19 protein-coding genes and 1 tRNA gene are annotated in these 21847 nt (G+C 73.4%); 3 read left to right on the top strand and 17 right to left on the bottom strand.

The genetic code is table 11. The features are described from left to right. Nucleotides 1-367: 367 nt before the first annotated feature. The gene (gene tyrS, locus ABD671_RS11580) at nt 368-1639 is read right to left on the bottom strand and encodes a tyrosine--tRNA ligase (protein WP_344733524.1); all 1272 of its coding nucleotides are present in this window, start codon (nt 1637-1639) and stop codon (nt 368-370) included. Between the two features lie 144 nt (nt 1640-1783). On the opposite strand from tyrS, the gene ABD671_RS11575 reads away from it, so the two are divergent. Together ABD671_RS11575 and ABD671_RS11570 are read left to right on the top strand one after the other, a co-directional pair. Next, nucleotides 1784-3313 (top strand): serine/threonine-protein kinase, encoded by a 1530-nt coding sequence (locus ABD671_RS11575; protein WP_344733523.1) that lies wholly within the window; start codon nt 1784-1786, stop codon nt 3311-3313. A 59-nt stretch (nt 3314-3372) separates the two neighbouring features. Further along, nucleotides 3373-6225, top strand: coding sequence for a hybrid sensor histidine kinase/response regulator (locus ABD671_RS11570; protein ID WP_344733522.1), 2853 nt, complete (start codon nt 3373-3375; stop codon nt 6223-6225). On the opposite strand, the gene ABD671_RS11565 is transcribed toward ABD671_RS11570, so the two are convergent. Both ABD671_RS11565 and ABD671_RS11560 read right to left on the bottom strand, forming a co-directional pair. Continuing rightward, a complete protein-coding gene (locus ABD671_RS11565; protein WP_344733521.1) occupies nt 6198-6497 on the bottom strand; it encodes a hypothetical protein in 300 nt (99 codons plus the stop codon). The two genes, ABD671_RS11570 and ABD671_RS11565, sit on opposite strands and share 28 nt — an antisense overlap. Before the next feature lie 65 nt (nt 6498-6562). Further along, nucleotides 6563-6853, bottom strand: a complete 291-nt coding sequence (locus ABD671_RS11560) for a Dabb family protein (RefSeq protein WP_344733520.1) — start codon at nt 6851-6853, stop codon at nt 6563-6565. A 68-nt stretch (nt 6854-6921) separates the two neighbouring features. Between ABD671_RS11560 and ABD671_RS11555 the strand changes: the two genes are divergently transcribed. After that, nucleotides 6922-6998: transfer RNA gene (locus tag ABD671_RS11555), tRNA-Ile, on the top strand. 61 nt (nt 6999-7059) lie between these two features. Here the strand turns inward: ABD671_RS11555 and ABD671_RS11550 are convergent. The 14 genes from ABD671_RS11550 to ABD671_RS11485 all read right to left on the bottom strand — a co-directional run bounded on the left by ABD671_RS11550 (nt 7060) and on the right by ABD671_RS11485 (nt 21724). Next, nucleotides 7060-7503, bottom strand: a complete 444-nt coding sequence (locus ABD671_RS11550) for a hypothetical protein (RefSeq protein ID WP_344733518.1) — start codon at nt 7501-7503, stop codon at nt 7060-7062. Between the two features lie 193 nt (nt 7504-7696). After that, nucleotides 7697-10405, bottom strand: coding sequence for a penicillin acylase family protein (locus tag ABD671_RS11545; protein ID WP_344733516.1), 2709 nt, complete (start codon nt 10403-10405; stop codon nt 7697-7699). Between the two features lie 133 nt (nt 10406-10538). Beyond that, the gene (locus tag ABD671_RS11540; protein ID WP_344733527.1) at nt 10539-11444 is read right to left on the bottom strand and encodes an ATP-binding protein; all 906 of its coding nucleotides are present in this window, start codon (nt 11442-11444) and stop codon (nt 10539-10541) included. Nucleotides 11445-11523: 79 nt separating this feature from the next. Beyond that, nucleotides 11524-12189 carry a biliverdin-producing heme oxygenase gene (locus ABD671_RS11535; RefSeq protein WP_344733515.1) on the bottom strand — a complete coding sequence of 222 codons (666 nt, stop codon included), beginning with the start codon at nt 12187-12189 and terminating at the stop codon, nt 11524-11526. A gap of 66 nt (nt 12190-12255) precedes the next feature. Then, a complete protein-coding gene (locus ABD671_RS11530; protein ID WP_344733514.1) occupies nt 12256-12753 on the bottom strand; it encodes a DinB family protein in 498 nt (165 codons plus the stop codon). An 81-nt stretch (nt 12754-12834) separates the two neighbouring features. Beyond that, nucleotides 12835-13875: an ABC transporter permease gene (locus ABD671_RS11525; RefSeq protein ID WP_344733513.1), complete on the bottom strand. Its 1041-nt coding sequence runs from the start codon at nt 13873-13875 to the stop codon at nt 12835-12837. Nucleotides 13876-13928: 53 nt separating this feature from the next. Continuing rightward, nucleotides 13929-15311 (bottom strand): hypothetical protein, encoded by a 1383-nt coding sequence (locus ABD671_RS11520; RefSeq protein ID WP_344733512.1) that lies wholly within the window; start codon nt 15309-15311, stop codon nt 13929-13931. Then, entirely contained in the window at nt 15308-16000 is a 693-nt protein-coding gene (locus ABD671_RS11515) for an ABC transporter ATP-binding protein (RefSeq protein ID WP_344733511.1), read from the bottom strand. Before ABD671_RS11515 ends, ABD671_RS11520 begins: the two co-directional genes overlap by 4 nt. Next, entirely contained in the window at nt 15997-16542 is a 546-nt protein-coding gene (locus ABD671_RS11510; RefSeq protein WP_344733510.1) for a PadR family transcriptional regulator, read from the bottom strand. Before ABD671_RS11510 ends, ABD671_RS11515 begins: the two co-directional genes overlap by 4 nt. A gap of 156 nt (nt 16543-16698) precedes the next feature. Beyond that, complete coding sequence (locus tag ABD671_RS11505; RefSeq protein ID WP_344733509.1) at nt 16699-17712, bottom strand: uroporphyrinogen decarboxylase/cobalamine-independent methonine synthase family protein; 1014 nt, start codon at nt 17710-17712, stop codon at nt 16699-16701. Then, the gene (gene mnmA / locus ABD671_RS11500) at nt 17709-18812 is read right to left on the bottom strand and encodes a tRNA 2-thiouridine(34) synthase MnmA (protein WP_344733508.1); all 1104 of its coding nucleotides are present in this window, start codon (nt 18810-18812) and stop codon (nt 17709-17711) included. Before mnmA ends, ABD671_RS11505 begins: the two co-directional genes overlap by 4 nt. Before the next feature lie 5 nt (nt 18813-18817). After that, nucleotides 18818-19999 (bottom strand): cysteine desulfurase family protein, encoded by a 1182-nt coding sequence (locus tag ABD671_RS11495; protein WP_344733507.1) that lies wholly within the window; start codon nt 19997-19999, stop codon nt 18818-18820. Between the two features lie 38 nt (nt 20000-20037). Continuing rightward, a complete protein-coding gene (locus ABD671_RS11490; protein ID WP_344733506.1) occupies nt 20038-20631 on the bottom strand; it encodes a DUF6801 domain-containing protein in 594 nt (197 codons plus the stop codon). A gap of 34 nt (nt 20632-20665) precedes the next feature. Then, a complete protein-coding gene (locus tag ABD671_RS11485) occupies nt 20666-21724 on the bottom strand; it encodes an isopenicillin N synthase family dioxygenase (RefSeq protein ID WP_344733505.1) in 1059 nt (352 codons plus the stop codon). Nucleotides 21725-21847: the final 123 nt, after the last annotated feature.

The raw sequence follows: 21847 nt of genomic DNA, 5'->3' as shown, positions 1-21847 counted from the left end.
CGACAGGGCATCAAACTAATTCGTCGACTATCCAAACACACTGTTGAGTTCTCAAGAATCAGACACACATCGTGGTCCGGGCTTTTCGCCCTTGCCTGCGGCGGTGATCCGTACTTTATCGAGCCGAGTTTCTCTCGCGCAAATCCGCGCTTTCGATTCCGACTCTCGCCCATGCTCGCGCCACCGGTCTCGATCACTCCGCACCGCGGAGGATCTCGATCGGGATCGAGAGGGGCGGTCACCTCGGGGCCGAGAGCCCGACCAGACCGGCCTTGCTCTCCGCCGCTCCCTGGCGACTCGGAGAACATTAGACCGCGATCGAGCGGATGCCAAATCGGCGCGCGCGGGCGTCGTCCTACGCCTGGGATCAGGCGATCTCGACGCCTCGGAAGCTCTTCTTGCCCTTGCGCACCACGAGCCATCGACCGCCGATCAGGTCGCTCTCGGTCGGCGCCGCCTCGGGGTCGGAGACCCGCTGGTTGTTGACGTAGGCGCCCCCCTCGGTGACCGTGCGCCGCGCCTCCCCGCGACTGGCCGCCAAGCCGGCCTCGACGAGGAGGTCGACGATGGTGGGCAGCGCCGGACCCCGCTCGAGCCGGACGGCGCCGGCCTCCCCGAGCGCGGCGGCGAGGGTCTCGACGCTGAGGGTCGTCATGTCGCCGGTGCCGAACAGGGCGGCGGAGGCGGCCTGGATGCGCTCGGTCTCCTCCGCGCCGTGCACCAGCGTGGTGACCTGCTCGGCAAGCGTCTTCTGCCCCAGGCGCAGGAAGGGCTTCTCGGCGTGGCGGCTCTCGACGTCCTCGATCTCCTCCCGCGACAGGAAGGTGAAGATGCGCAGGAGCTCGCCGACCTTCTCGTCCTCGACGTTGAGCCAGAACTGGTAGAAGGCGTAGGGCGACATCATCTGCGGGTCGAGCCAGAGCGCGCCGCCCTCGGTCTTGCCGTACTTGGTGCCGTCGGACTTGGTGATGAGCGGTGTCGCGAAGGCGTGGGCCCGCCCGCCCTCGGCCCGGCGGATGAGTTCGACGCCGCCGGTGAGGTTGCCCCACTGGTCGCTGCCGCCGAACTGCAGCGTGACGCCGTGGTCGCGGAAGAGCGTGAGGAAGTCCATCGACTGGAGCAGCACGTAGCTGAACTCCGTGTAGCTGATGCCCGCCTCCAGGCGCGTGCGGACGACGTCGCGGGCGAGCATGCGGTTGACCGGGAAGTGCTTGCCGATGTCGCGCAGGAAGTCGATGGTCGACATCGACGCGGTCCAGTCGTGGTTGTTGACCATGGTGGCGGCGTTCTCCCCCTCGAAGGAGAGGAACGGCTCAATCTGGCGCCGCACGCGCTCGACCCACTCCTGGACCGTCTCGGCCGAGTTGAGCGTGCGCTCGCCGGACTCTCGCGGGTCGCCGATCATGCCGGTCGCGCCGCCCACGAGGGCGAACGGCGTGTGGCCCGCCTGCTGGAGCCGTCGCGCGGTGAGGATCTGGACGAGATTGCCCAGGTGGAGGCTCGGCGCGGTCGGGTCGAATCCCACATAGAAGCGCACGCTCCCCGACGTCAGGGCCTCGCGCAGGGCGTCGAGGTCCGTCGAGTGCGCGATGAGACCGCGCCACTCGAGATCGTCGAGCAGGGTGGGATCGATGGACACAGGTGACCTTTCCGACGTGGGTGGGTGGTGCCGGGCGGGTGTGGCGCCGCGGCCTCCTGGGAACAAGCCTGCCGTATGCCGCGGTGCGGTGTCGCGCCGGATCCGGCCCGATGCCCGCCGCAGGAGGAAGGAGCCCGGAGCAGCATGACGGCGTCCATCGGCGGCCGCTACCGCCTCGAGGCCATGATCGGGCGCGGCGCGTCCGCGCAGGTCTGGCGGGCCCGCGACGTGACCCTCGACCGGGTGGTGGCGCTCAAACGTCTCGGCCTCCCCCACGGAGTCGACGCGGGTGTCGACACGACGGTCGATGCGGCCGTCGAGGAGGACCACCGGCGCACACTGCGGGAGGCGCACCTCGCCGCCCGGCTCTCCCATCCCCACATCGTGACCGTCCTCGACCTGGTGACCGACGACGACGGCGCCGACTGGCTGGTGATGGAGCACGTCGACGGGCGCGACCTGGCCGCCCTCGTGCGCGAGAACGGCCCGCTCGGCCCCGACGAGGCGGCCCGCTACCTGGGGCAGGTCGCCGGAGCGCTCGCCGCGGCCCACGCCGCGGGCATCGTGCATCGCGACGTGAAGCCCTCCAACATCCTGCTGCGCTCCGACGACCAGGCCCTGCTCTCCGACTTCGGCATCGCCCGCGCGACCGCCGACCCCACCCTGACCCGCACCGGGCTGGTCACCGGCTCGCCGGCCTACCTCGCCCCGGAGGTCGCCTCGGGGGCCTCCGCCACCCCCGCCAGCGACGCCTGGTCGTGGGGCGCGACGCTCTACCACCTGCTGACCGGCCGCAGCCCCTACGCCGTCGACGGCGAGGACCAGCACGTGCTCGGCACGCTCTACCGCATCGTCAACGAGCCCCCGCCGCGGCTCGACGGGGCACCCTGGCCCGCTGCCCTGCTCGAGGTGACCCTCACCCACGACCTGGCGCAGCGGTGGGACCTCGCCCGCCTCCAGCAGGCCCTCGCGACGGGACCGTCGGCGGCGCGCGACCTCCCGGGTGCGGCCGCGGCGACCACCGTGATCCCCGCCCCCACCTCGATTCCCCGCGCGCAACCCGCAGTCGGGACCGGTCCGCGTGCGGCGTCGGCGGAGGCGTCCCCCGAGGCCACGGCCGTGCTCACCGCTGCCCGCGTCACGCCCGCCGCGCCGATGCCGGAACCGGCAACGACCACGACCGCCTGGGCTCGGAAGCACCGAGGTCCGGCGCTGGCCGTCGGCGCCGTGCTGGCCGTCGTCCTGCTGTTCCTCGGGATCCGGGCGGTCGTGGGCGACGGCAGTGGCGACACGCCGACGGCGTCCGGATCGTCGGGAGCCTCCGGATCGTCGACCGGCGGCAGCGGCGCGAGCGACGCCGAACCGTCGGCCGACGCGATGGCGTCCTTCGCCGAGTCCTACGTGCGGACGGCGTCCGACGACCCCGCAGCGGGCTACCGGCTGCTCACCCCCGCCTACCAGCGGGCCAGCGGGGGCCTCAGCGGCTACCGCTCGTTCTGGTCGCGCGTGGTGCAGGTGAAGTCGCTCAGCGACGTCCGCGCCGACCCCTCGGAGCTCACCGTCTCCTACCGCTACGTCTACATCCTGCGCGGCGCGGGGCCACGAACAGAGGACGTGCGGCTCCGTCTGGAGTACCGTCGCGACGGATCGTTCCGTATCTCCGGGGCGGTATAGGTCCACGGGAGCGTCGTCGAGGAGGGGGACGCTCGGGAGCGCGGGGCCTGGGGGGGTTCATGGAGTGGGCGAGTCTGTATCGCGACATCGTCGAGTCGTCACCGGACGGCATCTGGGTCATCGACCTGGGTGGACGGACCGTGTACGCGAATCCGCGGCTGGCCGAGCTGGCCGGCCGTACCGCGGGTGAGACCGACGACCTGACCCTCGACGACCTGCCCGCGCAGTCGGGGATCGACCGCCTCCGGGCCCGCATCGCCGAGGTCGTCGCCGGTGGCGTCTGCGGCGCCGACGTCGAGATCCGCTGGCCGCGGGCCGACGGCGACGACGTCTGGACCCTCGCCGGCTGCACGCTCCTCATGGACGCCCAGGGACATCCGAGCGCCGTCCGGCTGCGCTTCATCGACTTCAGCGACCGCCGCCTCATGCACGAGGCCCTGCGCGAGAGCGAGGAGGCGCTGCGCGACCAGATCGCCCAGAACGAGCTGATGCAGGCGATCGTCAGCGCCGCCAACGAGGCGACCACGCTGCGCGAGGTGCTGATGCGCGCCCGCGACCTGGTGCTCGTGCACGACGACTGGTCGCGGGCCCGGGCGTTCCTGCACGAGGACGGCCGCCTGACGCCGCTGCACCTCGACGAGGCCGACCGCATGGCCGACGCCCTCGATCCGTTCGCCGAGGTCGAGGTCGCGCTCGCGGAGAGGTGCCTGGAGAGCCGGAGCCTGGAATGGGACGAGCGTCGCCTCACCCTCGCCTTCCCCGTGCTCCTGGACGACGTCGTGCACGCCGTCATCGTCATCACCAGCGCGCCGCCGCTCTACCGCTTCGGCCTGATCGAGACCATGGCCGTGCGCGTGGCCGACCAGGTCGCCCGCGTCATCGAGCGCGAGCGGGTGCAGGGCGATCTGGCCCGGGCCCGCGACGACGCGATGGCCGCCTCGCGGCAGAAGTCGGAGTTCCTCGCGACGATGAGCCACGAGATCCGCACGCCGCTGAACGGGGTGATCGGGCTGGGCGACCTGCTGCTGCGCACCGAGCTGACGCCCGAGCAGCTGCGCCTGGCGACCGGCGTCCAGATCGCGAGCCGGGCGCTGCTGGGGGTCATCAACGACATCTTGGACTTCTCCAAGATCGAGGCCGGGCGCCTGGAGCTCGAGCACGTCGACTTCGAGGTGCGGCCGCTGCTCGACCAGGTCGCCGCCATGCTCACCGAGACCGCCCGCAGCAAGGGCCTGGACATGGTGGTCTCCTGCCACCCGCAGGTGCCGGCGCGGCTGCGGGGCGATCCGACGCGCCTGGCCCAGGTGCTCACCAACCTGGTGTCGAACGCCGTGAAGTTCACCCAGCGCGGCGGCGTGATCGTGCGGGCGATGGCGGCTCCGGACGGCGACCAGGTGCGACTCAGCGTGGAGGTCAGCGACACCGGCATCGGCATCGCGCCGGCCGAGGTCCCCTCGCTCTTCGAGCCCTTCACCCAGGCCGACGCCTCCACGACCCGGCTCTACGGAGGTACTGGACTCGGGCTCGCCATCGCCAAGGAGATCGTCGAGGCGATGGACGGCCGCCTCCGCTACTCCCCCAACCTCGGCGGCGGCAGCGTGTTCGCCTTCTCGGTGCTCCTCGACACCGCGAGCGGTGTGGCCGGCGCATCGGAGGACGTGCGGGCCCGCGCGGCCCTGCAGGGCGTGCGGGCGCTCGTGGTCGACGACACCGAGCACAACCGGATCATCGTCGAGGAGCAGCTGAGCTGGTGGGGTGTCGCCTCCGACAGCGCCCAGTCGGCGGCCGAGGCGATGACGCTGCTCGAACATTCGCTGCTCGACGCCGACCATCGCTACGCCGTCGTCCTGCTCGATCTCGCGATGCCGCAGCAGGACGGCCTCGACCTGGCCCGCGCGATCCGCTCACGCCCCGAGTGGGCCGACCTGCGGCTGCTCATGCTCACCTCGGTCACCGGCGTCGACCGTGACACCTGGCAGGCGGCCGGCATCGACGACGTCCTGCCCAAGCCGGTGCTGGCCACGACGCTGCGATCGGCGTTGCTGGAGCTCCTCGCGGCACCGGAGCCGGCGGCCGATCCGGCAACGGCGGGTCCGGTCCGCGGGCGGGTGCTGGTGGTCGAGGACAACCCGGTGAACCAGATGGTCGCCACCGGACTGCTCGCCGCCCTCGGCTACGAGTCGATCACCGCCGACGACGGCGAGGTGGCGGTCGACCTGGCCCTCGATCCGGCGATCGACGCGGTGCTGATGGACATCCAGATGCCGAGGATGGACGGCTACGCCGCCACCCGGGCGATCCGACAGCAGCCGGCGGGACGGCGCAAGCCGATCATCGCGATGACGGCCGCCGCGGTGGAAGGCGAACGCGACCGCTGCCTGGAGGCCGGCATGGACGACTTCCTCACCAAGCCGGTCGATCCGGCGGCGCTCGCCGAGACCCTCGCGCACTGGCTGGGCGACGAGGCTCCTGCGGCAGCGACCGCTCCCCCGGCTGCGGCGGCTCCGGCGGTCACGGGACCGGGCGGTGGCGCGGAGGCCGACGTCGATCTCGACCTGACCCGGCTCAGCATGCTGCGCGACCTCGATCCCGACGACACCGTCTACCTCGACCGCGCGATCGACAACTTCGTGGCGAACTGCGAGGCCGCGTTGGAGGCGATGCGCGCCGCCGTCGACGCCCGCGACGCCGCCGCGCTGCGGGCGGTCGCGCACAAGCTCGCCGGGGGCGCGCTCAACCTGGGTGCGATGCGGGCTGGGGAGGCGGTGCGCTCGATCGAGCACCTGGCCACCGACGGCGACGTCGAGCAGGCCGCTGCCCGCCTGATCCCGCTGGAGGACCACCTCGACCGGGCCCGCGAGGCGCTGCTGGCCTACCGGCGCTCCTACCAGGCGGCGCGCCCGCCGGCCTGATCGCCCGACTCCTCGGGCTCCCCGGGCTCCCTGGACTCGTCCCGGTCGGCCGGATGCCGCGGACGCGGCGCCCCCTTCCGCGGTGCGTCGGGATCGAGGGAGCCGAGGTTGCCGACGATCGCCGCGACCGGCGGGATCACCGCCGCGACGACGCTCATCGCGACGGCGAGCGGCACCGACCAGAGCCGGACGACGTTCCACGCCAGCGCGACGAGCACGACACAGGTGCCCATGAGGGCGAAGTAGGCGCGGCTGCGGCGTCGGCGTTCCATCGTCTCGAGCCTACGCCGCGGACCGGCGCCGTCCGAGGCCGGCGGCCGGGTGGGATCGAGAGCGGTCAGATCCGGAACTGGATGCGGTGGATGCTCGCCGAGATCGGGGCGAACAGCTCGCGGCGGATGCGGTTGTGCTCCTCGTCGGCGTCGTAGACCCGGTAGGCCTCCTCGTCGGCGAAGTCGGCGGTGATCGCGTAGGACGCGTTGCCCTCGCGCAGACCGAGGTCGAGCCCGGTGTGCATCTCGTAGGACACCCCCTCCACACGCAGCGCCGCGAGCGCCGCCAGCGCCGTCCTCGCCTCGTCCGGTGTCGCCTCGTCGCGCAGCACCCCGACCACCACGTTGCGGATCATGACGCGATGAGACCACATCCGGGTCGCGCGCCGTCCGGCCGACCTGGGGCAGTAGGCTCGCCTGCCGCGGGGCGGTAGCTCAGTCGGTCAGAGCAGAGGACTCATAATCCTTGGGTCGTGGGTTCGAGCCCCACCCGCCCTACCAGGAGTCGGAGCCGCGGCGTCCGACCGCGGGTGCCGGTGCATCCGCGCGGGACGCCGGTCGGTCAGCGGTCCTCCAGATGCGCCTTGACGGCATCGAGGTAGGCGTCGAGGTAGGTCGCGAGATGATGCTCCCTGTCGTCGAGGTGCACCCTCGTCAGCTGCCCCCCGCCTCCGGACGCCTCGGGCGGCCACGCCGTGAGCGCAAGCCGCGTGCCGCGACCCGCGGGCGTCACCTCGGACCGGATCCGCACCCCTTCATCGGACAGCGTCTCGGCCCAGCCCTCGCCCTCGGCGACGACGGTGAGGAGGCGAGCCTCCTGGTGCTCACCGTCGCCGATGATGGCGATCTGCTGCTCGCCCACTCCCGGCCCGGTGCCCGGCACGCTGAACGCCCGCACGACCTCCGGCTCGAGCAGTGCCGAGGTCTCGGCCGGCCGGATGAACGCCCAGACGTCCGCGGGGGTGTGCCCGAGAAGGATGCGGCTGGCGGTGAAGCACGTCTCCATCGGCGGTGCCGCCTCGGCGGCACCACGTCGGCCGGGTCGCGAGGGGTGTCGGCGTCCGCGCATCACCGCCGAACGGTAGGTGGCGACGTGGACCGGCGAGTGGACGGTGGGTGAACACCTGAGATCGAGGGATCCCGCGGAGAGCGGCGGCCCGTCATCCGCCCGCCCCACGTGCGGGCGGATGACGGGTCGGTCACCGGGGTCGGTGCGAGGTGAACTCGACGACCTGCTGGAACGTCGGCCGGTTCTGCCAGTCGATCGGCCGGACGCCGACCAGGCCGGCGGTGGTGTGGCGGATATCGTCCTGGCTCTTGTCGTAGGTGACCTGGTCGAGGTCGTCGACGCCCTGGGCCGCCAGGAGGCGGGTGACGGCGGCGGCCAGCGAGGCGCGCAGGTCCTTGCGGCAGGCGGCGAGCGACCCGCGGCCGCAGTAGCTCGTGCTGTACGGCGAGGCGACCTTCACCCCGAGCAGGCTGCGCAGGTCCTTGTTGACGTAGCCGTACCAGGCGATGCCGTTGAAGGCCGATCCGGTGCCCGAGCGCGGGTGGTCGTCGAGGCCCTGCGGCAGCGAGTCGACCAGCGGCCCGAGCCGGTCGCGCAGCACGTCGCGTGCCACCGAGGAGCCGCCGTCCTCCCACCACGTGTCGAACAGCGCGATGGCCTGCTGGTCGGCGTAGGCGCCGTCCCGGTCGCGGTCGACGCGCGGGACGCCGTCCTTCAGCCATGCCCGCAGCAGCCCGAGGGCCTTGCTCTGCGCGGGATCGCGACCGATCACCTTCAGCAGCCAGGGCAGAGTGGTCTGCGCCCGCGCATCGGTGACGGCGCCGGTCGACATGACCCCGACGAGGTCCTCGACCGTGACCTTGCCGGCGCGCAGCGCCCGCCGCAGCGGCACCTCGAGGGCGAGGCTGCGGTAGGCCGGTCCGTAGGACCAGTTGTCGTCGGCGGCCGCGAACCCGGGCGCCGGCTTGTTGTTCCACGACACGAGATAGCCGCGCTTCGGGTTGGTCTCCTGCACGTGGCGGCGGGCCGGCAGCCAGCCCTGCCAGTCGTAGCGCTTCCCGGCCCAGTGCGGGAAGTCGGGCTCGACCCGCTTCGAGCGGATCGGCAGCAGGCCGGAGGAGAAGTAGGAGATGTCGCGGTCGTCGGCGTAGAACCAGTTGAAGGTGAAGTCGATGTTGCTCGCCGCCTTCTGGAACGACGCCGCATCGGTGACGAAACCGGGGTCGTTGAACTGCGAGAACCCGATGACCGAGTCGACCTCGTGGCCGTAGGTGGAGCGCTGGATGACCAGCGCCACCGGGACGCCGTCCACCGTCGCCCGCTCCTGGACGACGCCGTGACGCGTGCGCAGCACGAGGAAGTCGTAGGTCGTCGGCAGCGACGGCGAGGTGAGGTTCGGCGTCGTCGTCTCGGAGTGCGTGTAGGAGTCCATCGGACGGCAGGTGCGCCCGACGAGGTAGCCGGTGGACTCGACCGTGGCCGGGGTGCCGTCGGTGTTGCACAGTCGCTCGACGACCGTGTCGACGTTGTCGCTGCCGGCGCTCGTGGCCGACCATGCGTAGTCGGCGCCGCGGCCGAGCTGCACGAAGAGGTTGGTGCCCGCGAACGCGACGCCGCGCGCGCGGATGCCCGGACCCATCAGCACCTCCTCGGTGAGCAGCTGCGGCGCGTAGTAGCCGGTCTGCGGGCCCATGACCGCCAGCGGCTTGCCGGTGCGGCTGTGCTTCGCGTCGACGAGCACGGCGTTGCTCATGCCGTGCCGCTTGAGATGCAGCGGGATGAAGGAGCCGTCGGGCATGGTGATGCCGGGCGCGGCCGTCGAGGCGGTGGTGCCGCCGTCGACCGGGTCGCCCGACCCGGGCGCGGTCGGGCCGTCGGCGTCCGGCAGGGCGACGCCGGGCCGGGCTGGGTGGATGCCGTTGCCACCGTCGTACGGCGTGCGACGGGTGCTGGTGACCGGGGCCTCGGGGTCGTCCTTCTCGCGCAGGTCGACGTACATGCTGCGGGCCTTCGCGGCGCCGAACCGCTTCTTCAACGCCTGGTACCAGGCGGCGTTCGCGATCTCGTGGCCGCCGCCCTTGCCGAAGATGCCGCCGACGAGCGAGGCGACGTAGACGACGTCGGCGCGCGTCCAGTCCTCCGGGGTCTTCTGGAGCGCGGCGTACTCGACCGGGCAGGTGGTCGCCAGGACGACGGGGCACATGTCGTCCTGGGCGGCGTTGATGCCCTCGACGAAGGAGTCGACGGCGGTGAGCAGCCGCGCACCAGCGACCGGCCCGGCGCGATCAGCGGCCTTCTGGACCTGCGCCTCGGCCTCCTCGGGCGTGTACGGCGCCGCCTTCAGCTGCGCCTGGTCCATCGCGACGTTGCTCGGACTGTCGCCGACGAACTCCGCCAGCCTCGCCTGGCCGGTGTGGCGCAGCACGTCCATGAGGAACATGCGGTCCTGGGTGGAGGCGTAACCGGCGCCGAACTCGACGTCGGCGAAGGTCGTGCCGGTGATGAAGGGGACGCCGAAGCTGTCGCGCTGGATCGTCACGCCATCGCGCGGGGTCGTGGTCGAGACGACGGTGTCGGGGGTGAAGGAGGCGTCCTTGAAGAGCCGGTCGATGTCGGCGCGGGTGATCGCCGAGGGCTTGATCGTGGTGAGCTGGTCGTAGAGCTCGAGCTGGTCGGCGACGTTGGTCGGGTTGTCGGCGGTCGCCGTGGTGCTGCCGCCGAGGCCGAGCACGTCGAGGGAGGTCACGGTGCCGTTGGACCCGGGCGGCAGGATGTTGCGCACCGATCCGTAGTCGCCTGCGGAACCGGACGGCGCGGCCTCGGCGGCGCCGAGGCCGGGCGTCACGGCGGCGGCGAGGAGGGCTGCGGTCGCGAGAGCGGCCAGGGTGGGACGTCGCACGGTGCTCCTTGGGTGCGGGGTGGGGTGACGTCCACCACAACGAGCAGAACCCCCGGGGGTGATGGGTGCATCTGCCACGGCCCGCGCTCGGGGGCCGACAGCACGCTCGACGGGCCGACGTCGCGACCGGCGATCAGGCGCCCCGGGAGGTCACCGACCCTGCGGCGTCGAGGTCGAACTCGAACCAGCTGGTGTGCCGCTCGTCGTCGCGACCGCTGCGGTCGGCGAGCGCGCCGACGATCTGCAGACCGCGCCCGACGGTGGCGACCTCGTCGGGATCGCGCAGCCGCGCGGGTCCGAGTCCGCCCTCGTCGACGACCCGGACGACGAGGAGGTCGGGCTCCCACGCGACCTCGACCCGGCAGCCGCCGTGGGTGTGCACGATGGCGTTGGTGGCCAGCTCGGTGAGGCAGAGGGTGGCGTCGTCGACGATCTCGGCGTCGACGCCCAGGCTGCCGAGGTAGGCGCGCAGGAAGCGACGGGCCTGCGCGACGTCGGCGGGGCTGTCGGCCATCTCGAAGACGACGGTGCCGTCGCCGGCCGGGTCGGGACGACGCCGGTGCTCCACCCGCAGGGCGGCCAGGCGTTCGCCGATGCCCTCGCCGAGGGCCTGGAGTCGACCGGTCTCCGCACTGGCGCGCAGCGTGGCGAGCGCCTCGGCCTCCTCGACGTAGAGGACGACGCCGCCCAGACGCCGTCCGGCGGCCACCAGCGGGACGGCGGCCACGCCGCTCACGCCCGCCTCTCGCTGACCGGTGACGAAGTCGGGGAAGGCCTCCTCGAGCTCCTCCAGGCTGCCGAGGGTCGAGCGGCCCTCCCGCACGGCCACGGTCAGCGGCACCTCGGCGGAGGCCTCGATCGCGCACCACTCGAGCAGCTGGGCGGCCAGCCGGTCGCTGGAGGTGAACAGCAGCCGGCGCCCACCGCCCTCGCTCACCGCCAGGCCGATGCGCACCACGCCCGGGAGACCGTCGAGGACGAGGAGGGCCTCGCGCGCGAAGGCGTCGAGGACGCTCTCGCCCGCTCCGGTCTCCCCCATGGACGCCACGTCCTCATGGTAGGGAGACGGCGCGGCGGCGCGACGACCGAACGGGTGCCGTGATGCTCAGCCGTGATGCTCAGCCGCGGCGGTAGCGAGGCAGCTCGGTGCCGAGTTCGGAGAACAACGCCTGGTTGAGGCCGAACGCGACGCGCACCTCGGCGACCACCCGGCCGACCTGGGAGGCGTCGAGCCCGGCGGCGTCGAGCCGGGCCCGGTAATCGTCCTTGTAGGGCTTGAGCTTCGCGATGGCCGGGAAGGCGTAGAACGCCACCCCCTCCTCGCCGCGGCCGTAGGTGCGCTGGAGGATGCGTCCGATCGCCTGGCCGCCGGAGAGGTCGCCGAGGTAGCGGGTGTAGTGGTGGGCGAGGAAGAGGCCGCCCCAGGCCGCCGCGTTCTCGATGCGGGCGACGTAGCGGGCCGTCGCCGGTGAGGCCGGGGCGGCCGCGCCCGGCGACCAGACGGCGAGATCGGCGTCGATGCGGGCCAGCCGCTCGAGGGCGGGGTCGCGGACGGCGTCGACCAAGGGGTCTCCGGCCTGCGCGGCTGCCACCCGCTCGAGCGCCTCGTAGACGGCGCGCAGGCGCGCCAGATAGGTGGCGTACCCCTCCTCGGTGACGCGGCCGGCGAGGAGCTCGACCAGGAAGGCGGAGCTCTCCGCCGCCGCATGCTCGGCCATCGAGCCCTCGCGCATCGCCGCGGACAGCGACGGGGCGCTGGTCGGCGCGGACGGTGCGAGGGTCATCGGGCTCCTGGGAAGGTGGTGGGCGACCGACACGGCTGCGGTCGAGGACGATCCTGCCGCAGTTCGTCAGCCCATGGTGCGGGCACCGTCGATCGATTCGCGGATGATGTCGGCGTGGCCCGCGTGCTGGGCGGACTCGGCGAGCACGTGCCAGAGCACGCGGCGCACGGTCCAGGTGGCGCCCGGCGGGAACCACGGCGCCGCCGGCAGCGGATGGGCGGCGTCGAGATCGGCTTCGGCGATGAGGGCCGCGGTGTCGTCGGCCACCGCGTCGTAGCGGGCCAGCAGGGCCTCGACGGTGTCGTCGTCGGTGAGCAGGAAGCGGGTGTCCTCCCCGCTCCAGTCATCGGCCCCGGCCATCGCGCCGTCGCGAGCGAAGGTGATCCACCCCGCCTCGGTGTCGGCGACGTGCTTGAGGATCGAGGCCAGGCTCAGCGCACTGACCGTGGGCGTGCTGCGGGCCGCGGCGTCGTCGAGACCGGTGATCGTCTGCTTGAGGAAGCCTCGGTGCTGGGCGAGGGTGGCGATGAGGTCGTCGCGCTCGCGCTGGTGGTCGTCGCTCATGGGGTGCTCCCGGAGGTGAGGTGGCGGTGCTCCGCACGCTAGCGGCGCGCGCCGACATTCCGGTGCGGGGCGATCACCGGCTCACAGACCGGCGGCGACCGCGGGAGCCAGATCGGGGTCGTCGCCCGAGCGGCGGTAGCGCGCGGCGCTGACCGAGACCGCGCCGATGCTGCCCGCGAGGGCCCACACCGCCAGCACCGCCAGCGGGCGGGCCAGCGCGTTCCCGTCGAAGTAGACGAGGTTGCGCACGAGGTCAACGCCGGCGCCGTTGACCAGGAACGGTCCGAGCGCGCCCAGCCAACCGGGGAGGAAGTCGTAGGGCACCGCCCCGCCCGACGACGGGTTGCCGAGCACGACGAAGAGCAGGATCACCAGCCCTGTGCCGGCCGTGCCGAACACCGCCTGGAGCGTGATCGCCACGGACGCCGTCGCGTAGCCCACCAGCGAGGTCGCGGCGGCCACCGCGAGCACGTGACCCTCGACCAGGCCGAACGCGGCGCGCGCGAGCAGCGTCACCGCCACCCCGCTGATCACGGCGTAGGCGGCCATCGCGCCGAGTCGTTGGAGGGCACGCCGTCCGCGGGAGGCCTGCGGGCTCGCGAGCAGGCTCAGCACCGTGACGCCGAGGTAGCCGCCGAAGGCCATGACGAGCACGAGGTAGAAGGGCGTCGTGCCGCGGCTGTCGGCGCTCGGGAGCGGCGCGAGGTCGGCGACCTTCAGCGTGCGACCCTGCCGGGACTCCGCGTCGCGGATCCGGGCCTCGATCGCCTGGGCCTGCGACACCCCCGCCGCGGAGGCGATGTAGAGGCGATCGGTCTTCTTCGGGCCGACCACCAGTGCTGCGGCCGCCTCCCGGTCGCGCACCCGCGCGGTCGCGGCCGACTCGTCGGCGACCACGGTGGTCGTGACGGCGTCCCCGCCCTCCCGCTCCAGCCCCTGCGCGACCTGGGCGGCCGCCTCCTCGGTGGGCGCGGCGACCGCGAGCGGGACGCCGTGCGGCGAGGGGTCGTGGAAGGCGGCGATGTAGGAGAAGGCGAAGAGCAGCTGCAGGACGACGACGGCCACGAGCGCGCCGGCGATCGTGCGGGTGTCGGGGCGGTCCTGGGTGGTCGGTTCCTCCATGCCCCGCAGTCTGGCAGCACCGATCGCCGGGCCCGCTCACCGACCGGGCGAGGTCACGCGGTGCGCAGGTGCTCCACGTCGAGCGCGGCGAGCACCGGACGGCGCAGCAGGAGCGAGGCCACCTCGATCGCGAGGACGACGACGCCGATCGAGAGGAGGGCGCCCAGGAGGCCGGGGAGCAGGATCCACCACCCGTCCCCGGTCGAGGTGAAGAGGTACCCCGGTCCGACCACTCCGAGGACACCCCCCATCGCGCTGACCGGCAGCGTCGCCACCAGCGACTCCCGGCGCAGGGACGCCAGCACCACCGTGGGCGGCGTCCCGGCCGCGACGAGCGCGGTCCACTCACGGCGTCGCTCCAGCAGGGTCTCGACACCGTGCAGGCCGAGCGTCAGCGCGATGATGAGCGCACTCCCCGCAGTCAGGACCGCCACCAGGGCGGCAGGGACGAGGTAGGTGGCACGGTCGCCCAGTTGGGTTGCCAGCACATCGCCGACGAACACCCCGATCGCACCGCCGGTGAAGGTGACGGCGCCGACGGCCGCAGCAGCGCGGCCTGCGGGCCGGGCGTCGGCGACCAGTCGCTGGCAGGCCAGGAGCGTGGCCGGCCGTCCCGTCCGGCGTCCGACGCCGCGCGCGACCACGGAGGCGGTCCACGGCACCAGGCCCGCCAGGCCCAGGATCAGCAGCGCGAGGGTGCCGAAGATCCCGAGACCGGAACTCCCCGTGGTGAACGGCCCCGCGATGAGGAGGGCGAGGAGAGCGAGCGGGACGAGCCCCCAGGGTCGCGGCGGACGACGCTCGCCCCGCGCCTCGGTGATCGGCTCGGCCAATCGCGCGCCCGAGCGGCGTCCGACCCACCAGCCGTAGCCGACCAGGGCGACGAGCACGAGCAGGCCCCACCAGCCGGGGCCGACGAACGTCGGCACCAGGGCACCGTGACCGGTCTCGACCAATCGGGTGCCGAGCAGGAACCGCAGGACGGCGTAGACCGGCCAGGCGAGCATCGCGCCGAGGAGCACGGGGATCCCGACCTCGATCGCGCCCCAGCGGCGCAGATCGCGCCGGGTGGCGCCGGCGATCGCCAGGGCGGCGTAGCGGCGACGGCGTCCGCTGGTGCCGAGCCGCACCGCCTGGTCGAGCACGAGGAGGATCGGGACGACGATGAGTGCCACCGCGAAGATGACACCGGGCCGGGTGCCGGCGTCCGCGAGCGGGGCGAAGAGCGGTGCCTGGTACGGCCCGTCCGCGAATGTGGTGTACCGCTGGTACGCGCCGCCCGGGACCATCGCGGACGTGCCGTAGGACGCGGTGCCGAGCCGGAGCATCGACACCGCGACCAGGCCGAGCCCGCCGACGAGCGCGGTCACCGCGATGATCAGGACGGCGCGCAGCCGCCCGCTGCCGACCAGGGCCAGCCGGGCTCGGGTGATCACGCGAGGCTCCCGTCGGACTCGATGCGCCCGTCGCGGACGACGACCTCGCGCTCGGCGACCCCGGCCACCCGGTTGTCGTGGGTGACGATCACGAGCGCCGCTCCGGAGACGCGGGCGACGCCCACGAGGATCTCCAGCGCGAGGTCGCCGGCGACGGTGTCGAGCGCACCGGTGGGCTCGTCGGCGAGGATCAGCTGCGGGGTGGTGACCAGGGCCCGGGCGATCGCGACCCGCTGGGCCTGCCCGCCCGACATCCGGGCAGGCCGCAGCGCGGCGCACTCCTCGACCTTGAGCCGCTGGAGCCAGTCGGTGGCCGCCTGCCAGGCCTGGGCGCGCGAGCGGCCCTCGAGGAGGAGCGGGAGGGCGACGTTCTCCACCGCGGTGAGCTCGGGCACCAGCTGACCGAACTGCAGCACCAGGCCGATCGTGCGGCGCCGGAAGGTGGTGCGGTCGTCGGCCTTCAGGTGGTCGAGGCGCTGCCCGGCGACGGTGACCTGGCCGGCGTCCGGGGTGGCGAGGCCGGCCAGGCAGTGCAGGAGGGTCGACTTGCCGCTGCCGGAGGGACCGGTGATCGAGAGGATCTCGCCCGGTGCGACGTCGAGGGAGATCTCGCGCAGCGCCGGGGTCGCGCCGTAGGACTTGGTGAGGCCGCGCGCGACGACGAGCGGCTCGGCGGTGGTGGCGGTCATCGGGTTGCTCCTTGCGTGCGATCGGTCTCCTGGAGGTGGGCGGCGACCCGCTCGCGGGTCTCCTCCAGCCAGCGCAGGTCGGCGTCGAGGTGGGCGATGGTGTGGTCGAGGGCGATGCGCTCGCCGAGGTCGGCCGCCGCGCGCCGTCGCGCAGTGGCCCCCCGCAGGGCCCCCATGTGGACGGCGCGCTGGCGCTGGAGATAGCCGACGGCGTCAGCGCCGCGGTGGAGCGACGTGATGGCCTTGCGCACCATCTCGTCGGCGGCGGCGACCGCCGGCTCCTCGACCTCGGTCAACCAGACGGTCAGCGCCTCGAGGCCGGTCGCGGTGGCGGCGTAGACGGTGCGTTCGGGGCCGGCGCCCTGGGCGACCTCGACGGTCTCCGCGAGGCCGTCGCGCTCGAGGCGGGCGAGGGTGGAATACACCTGGCCGAAGGGCAGCGCCTTGGCGGCGGGGAACCTCTCGTCATGCAGACGCTTGAGGTCGTAGCCGTGGGCGGGCCCGTCGGCGAGGAGTCCGAGAAGGACGGTGCCGAGACTCATGGAGCATGTATACACCCGATGAATACACTGAGTGAATAGCTGGGCGGAAGTTTCCCCGGTCAGCCGGGGAAACTTCCTGCTTGGCTCAGCTTGCATTCCCTGCCCAGCGTGAGTTTCCCCTGACAAGTACGGGCGTTGCCGCCCGGACGGCGCGCCTCAGGCCTCGTCGAGCGCCCGCGCGGCGGTGGCGAGCAGCTTCAGCACCCGCGGCGGCCAGGACGGCGTCGCGCCCGCCAGGCCGCAGGCCGGCGCGAGCACGAGGTGCTCCCCCACCTCGGCGGCGTCGAAGCCGAGGGCGTCGAGGAAGCGGCGCGCCCGCTCGACCAGCGCGCTGTCGGTCAGCGGCGGATCGGGATCGAGACCCGGCACGAAACCCAGCGCGACGTCGACACCGGCCTCCATCGCCTCGGCCACCTGGTCGAGATCGGCTGCGCGCAGCATCGCGACGTCGACGAGGAGGGCCTGCGCGCCCGCGCCGCGCACCAGATCCCAGGGCACCTCGGCGGCGCACGAGTGCACCCAGGGCGTAGCGCCGGCGGCCGCGACGGCGTCCAGCACCGTGGCCAGATGACCCGACAGCTCGGGCCGGTCGACCGAGCGGTGGCGCCCGTACCCGGATGCCGTGGGGATGCGCCCGCCGAGCACGGCCGGGAGCACGGGTTCGTCGATCTGGACGACGAGCCCGGCGGCGTCCGGCAGCCGTCGCCGCAGGTCGGCGACGTGCTCGCCGATGCCCTCGGCCAGCGCCTCGGCGAGATCGCGGCGGGCGCCGTGGTCGGCGAGGACGCGGTCGCCGCGGGGCCGCTCGACGGTGGCGGCGAGGGTCCAGGGGCCGGCGAGCTGCACCTTGAAGGTGCCGTCGTACCCGGCGGCGCGCTCCTCGAGGGTGTCGAGGTCCTGGGCGAGCAGGCTGCGGGCGCGCCGGTGGTCGATGCCGGACCCGCCGCCGGTCAGCCGCCAGCCGGCGGGCTGGAGGTCGGCGCCGAGCTCGGCGACCACCGCGAGGGTGCGGCCGGTCATGGTGGCGATGGCGCCGCGTCCGGGCACCTCGGGCAGGTAGGGGACGCCGCGCGCGTCGTCCCCCAGCGTGTCGAGGACGACGGCGAGGGCGGTGTCGAACGCCGTCTGGTCGTCGCCAGGGTGCGACCCGATGCCCGTCGCGCGCGTCATGCGCCGCGCTCGGTGGCTGCGATGGTGGCCGATCCGACGACCCGCGACCCCTCGTAGACGACGACCGCCTGGCCGGGCGCGATGCCGTCGGCGGGATCGAGCAGGTCGACGAGCACCTCCTCGCCCTCGACCCGCACCTCGGCGCGGTGCTCGGCGCCGTGCGCCCGCAGCTGCACGGTGACGTCGGGGCCGGCGAGCACGGACGGCACGGTGCCGCACCAGCGGGGGCGGATGCCGCGCAGCCGGTGGACGGCGAGCCGCTCACGCGGGCCGACCCGCACCGTGCCGCTGACCGGTTCGATGTCGAGCACGAAACGCGGACGACCGTCGGGGGCGGGGCGGCCGAGCCGCAGCCCGCGCCGCTGGCCGATCGTGAAGCCGTAGGTGCCGGTGTGCTCGCCGAGCACCTCTCCGGTGGCGTCGTCGACGATCGCGCCGCCGTGGTTGGGGGCGCGATCGCCGAGCTTCTCGCGCAGCCAGCCGGAGTTGTCGCCGTCGGCGACGAAGCAGATGTCGTGGCTGTCGGGCTTCTCGGCGACCAGGAGCCCGCGCCGGGCGGCCTCCTCGCGCACCTGCGGCTTGGAGGTGTCGCCGAGCGGGAAGAGCGAGTGCCGCAGCTGACGCTGGTCGAGCACACCGAGCACGTAGGACTGGTCCTTGGCGCCGTCGACGGCGCGGTGCAGTTCGACGAGGCCGTCGTCGCCGGTGCGCAGCTGCGCGTAATGGCCGGTGGCCACGGCGTCGAAACCGAGTGCCAGGGCGCGGTCGAGCACCGCGGCGAACTTGATCTTCTCGTTGCACCGCAGGCACGGGTTGGGGGTGCGTCCGGCGGCGTACTCGTCCATGAAGTCCTCGACGACGTCGCTGTGGAAGCGCTCGGAGAGGTCCCAGACATAGAACGGGATGCCGATGACGTCGGCGGCGCGGCGTGCGTCGTTGGCGTCCTCGATCGTGCAACAGCCCCGCGCCCCGGTGCGGTAGGACGCCGGGTTGCGCGAGAGCGCGAGGTGGATGCCGGTGACCTCGTGACCGGCCTCGTGGGCGCGGGCGGCGGCGACGGCGGAGTCGACACCGCCGGACATCGCGGCGATGACCTTCATCCGGCTCACCCCTTGGCGGCGCGGGCGCGCTCGACGCACGGCCCGATGGCGGCCACGAGCGCGTCGACGTCGCGCTCGGTGCTGGTGTGACCGAGGGAGAAGCGCAGCGAGCTGCGGGCCTCGTCGTCGGCCCGGCCCATCGCCAGCAGCACGTGCGAGGGCTGCGGGACGCCGGCCGAGCAGGCCGAGCCCGTGGAGCACTCGATGCCGCGGGCGTCGAGGAGCATCAGCAGGGAGTCGCCCTCGCAGCCGGGGAAGGAGAAGTGGGCCACCCCGGGCAGCCGACGATCCGGATCGGCGGGCCCGTTCAGGACGGCGTCGGGGACCGCGAAGCGGACGCCGGCGACGAGCCGCTGGCGCAGCTGCTCGAGCCGGGCGGCGTGCTCGGCCTGGTGCTTGACGGCCAGTTCGACGGCGGCCGCGAACCCGGCGATCGCGGGGGCGTCGACGGTGCCGCTGCGGATGTCGCGCTCCTGCCCGCCGCCGTGCACGAGCGGGACGACGTCGACGTCGCGCCGCAGCACGAGCGCACCCACCCCGACCGGTCCGCCGACCTTGTGACCCGACAGGGCCAGCGCGTCGAGGCCGCTGGCGGCGAAGTCGACCGGGACGGCGCCGAGGGCCTGCACGGCGTCGGCGTGCACGGGGATGCCGTGCTCGGCCGCGAGGGCGACGATCTCGCCGAGCGGCTGGAGGGTGCCGATCTCGTTGTTGGCCCACATCACCGAGATCATCGCGATCGACGCCGGATCGCCGTGCACACGCTCGGCGAGGGCCTCGAGGTCGAGGGTGGCGGTGCCGTCGACGGGCAGCAGGTCGATCTCGGCGCGGCCGGCGCGCCCCAGCCACTCGACGGTGTCGAGCACGGCGTGGTGCTCGATCGCGCTGGCGAGCAGGCGGCGTCGCCGCGGGTCGGCCGCCGTCCGTGCGGCGGTGATGCCCTGCACCGCGAGGTTGTCGGCCTCGGTGCCACCCGAGGTGAAGACGACCTCGCCGGGCCGGCAGCCGATCGCCTGGGCGATGGTCTCCCGGCTCTCCTCGACCACACGGCGGGCGCGGCGACCCGAGGCGTGCAGCGAGTTCGGGTTGCCGGTGCGCACGAGCTCGGCGGTCATCGCCTCCAGCGCCGCGGGCACCATCGGGGTGGTGGCGGCGTGGTCGAGGTAGACCGCGGAGGCGCTGGACATGACGTGCCCCAGCCTACGGGGCCGACCGTTCACCGGCCTCAGCGGACGGTGAGGGTGCCGATCTTCGAGGGCGCGCCGGAGGCCAGCGTGCAGTCGAGGTCGATGGTCGAGGAGTCGCCGCTGCTGGTGGTGGCCTTCATCGTCGCCGCGAACGAGCTCGGCACCCGCACGGCGTAGGTGCCCGGCGCGGGAGCGGTGAAGGCGCTCGCGACGCCCTTGCCCTTCAGCACCATCGCGCCGCTGGCGGGGACGGCGGTCTTGGGCAGCTTGACCTTGCGCAGCGCGTGCTTGGTCGAGCCGACCCGGTAGGCCGCCTTGCTGCCGCGCCCGGAGACGGACTCGACGCCGAACTGGCGCATGTAGCCGACGAAGCGGGGCGGCACGGTGACGCTGAAGCCGACCGAGCGGGCCGCGACGGTGCTGCCGGAGGCCACGCTGCTGGGGAAGTCGGCCGACAGCTTCACGTCGGCGGACTCGGTGCCGAAGCTGGTCGAGCACGAGTAGGTGGTGGTGAGGGAGGCCGGCGCGGCCTGGGCGGGCGCCCCGAGGAACGGGACGACGGCGAGGCCGGCGACGACGGTCGCGGCGGCGAGGGCGGGGACGGCGGCGCGGTGCGGACGCGAGGGAGTCATGCCGGTCAGCGTACGACCGGCCCCGCAGCGTCGATCACACCGCGCCCAGCACCCGGGCGGACTCCCGGACGGCGTCGGCGTTGCGGACGCCGGCCCGGCTCCCGGCGAGCTTGGCGCGCATGTGCTGGTCGATCGTCACCGGGTCGTAGAGGGGCGACTCGTGCGGTTCGAGCAGGCCCGCGAGCGGCGCGACGACGGCGTCCGCGTCGCCGTCGTGGAAGAAGGCGGCACTGCGGCGACGCCGGATGGTGCCTCCGACGAGCGGCGGCTTGACCCGGTGCAGCGTCGACATCCAGCGCTCGTTCGTCAGCCTCGCGGTGAGGTCGCCGAGGTTGACGAGCAGCGCCCCGGGCTCGGGCAGCACGTCGTGCCACGCGCCGTCGCGGCCGAGCACCTGGAGGCCCGGTTCGCGGTCGGCCCACAGCACCGTGACGATGCCGTAGTCGGTGTGCTCGCCCATGCCCACCAGATCGCCGTCGACCTCGACGGCCGTCCCCTCGGGCAGCGCGTAGTTGTTCATCCGCAGCACCTTGATGCCGTGGCCGGTGAGGTCGTCGAAGAGGTCGGCGGGCAGGCCGAGGGCGTCGGCGAAGATGCGGGTGAGGGTCTCGGCGACCCGCTCGGCTTCGGCGAACCACGCCGAGACGTGCTGCTCGAACCCCGGGACGGCGGGCCAGGTGTTCTCGGCGTAGTGCTCGGCGAGCGGCTCGGGCAGGTCGATCCACGGGTAGTCCGACAGCGACCGGCCGACGTTGTAGGCCTCGAAGAAGTCGTTCATGCGCGAGGCCTGCTCGACGCCGAGGCTCAGGCTCAACGACTCCGAGCGCGGCGGGGTGTACCCGCGGTTCTCCCCCGGCGGACGCACCCAGCGGCGCTTCTCCTCGGCGTCGAGGCCGAAGAAGGCGTCGATGGCCGCGGCCAGGCCGGCGACGACGTCGTCCGGGACGCCGTGGCCCTGGATCTGCATGAACCCGACGCGTCGACAGGCGTCGTCCATCGCCGCGGCGACCGCCGCGCGGTCGGCGGCCGATCCGGAGCGCACGTAGGGACCGATGTCGATCGTGGGGACCTCGAAGTCCGTGCCGTCCTGCATGCCACCCTCCCGTGCCGTGCCGCCCTCACGCGGAGGGTAGGTCCGTCGTGTTGCGCTCAGATGAACGCGGACGCCGGTTCAGACCGGTGCCGCCGGTTCACCCGGGCGCCGTCGCGGCGCCAC

It is taken from the genome of Nocardioides fonticola, from assembly GCF_039536805.1.
Lineage (GTDB): Bacteria > Actinomycetota > Actinomycetes > Propionibacteriales > Nocardioidaceae > Nocardioides > Nocardioides fonticola.
The sequence above is the reverse complement of the archived record's forward strand: the minus strand, read 5'-3'. Positions and strand labels throughout refer to the sequence as shown.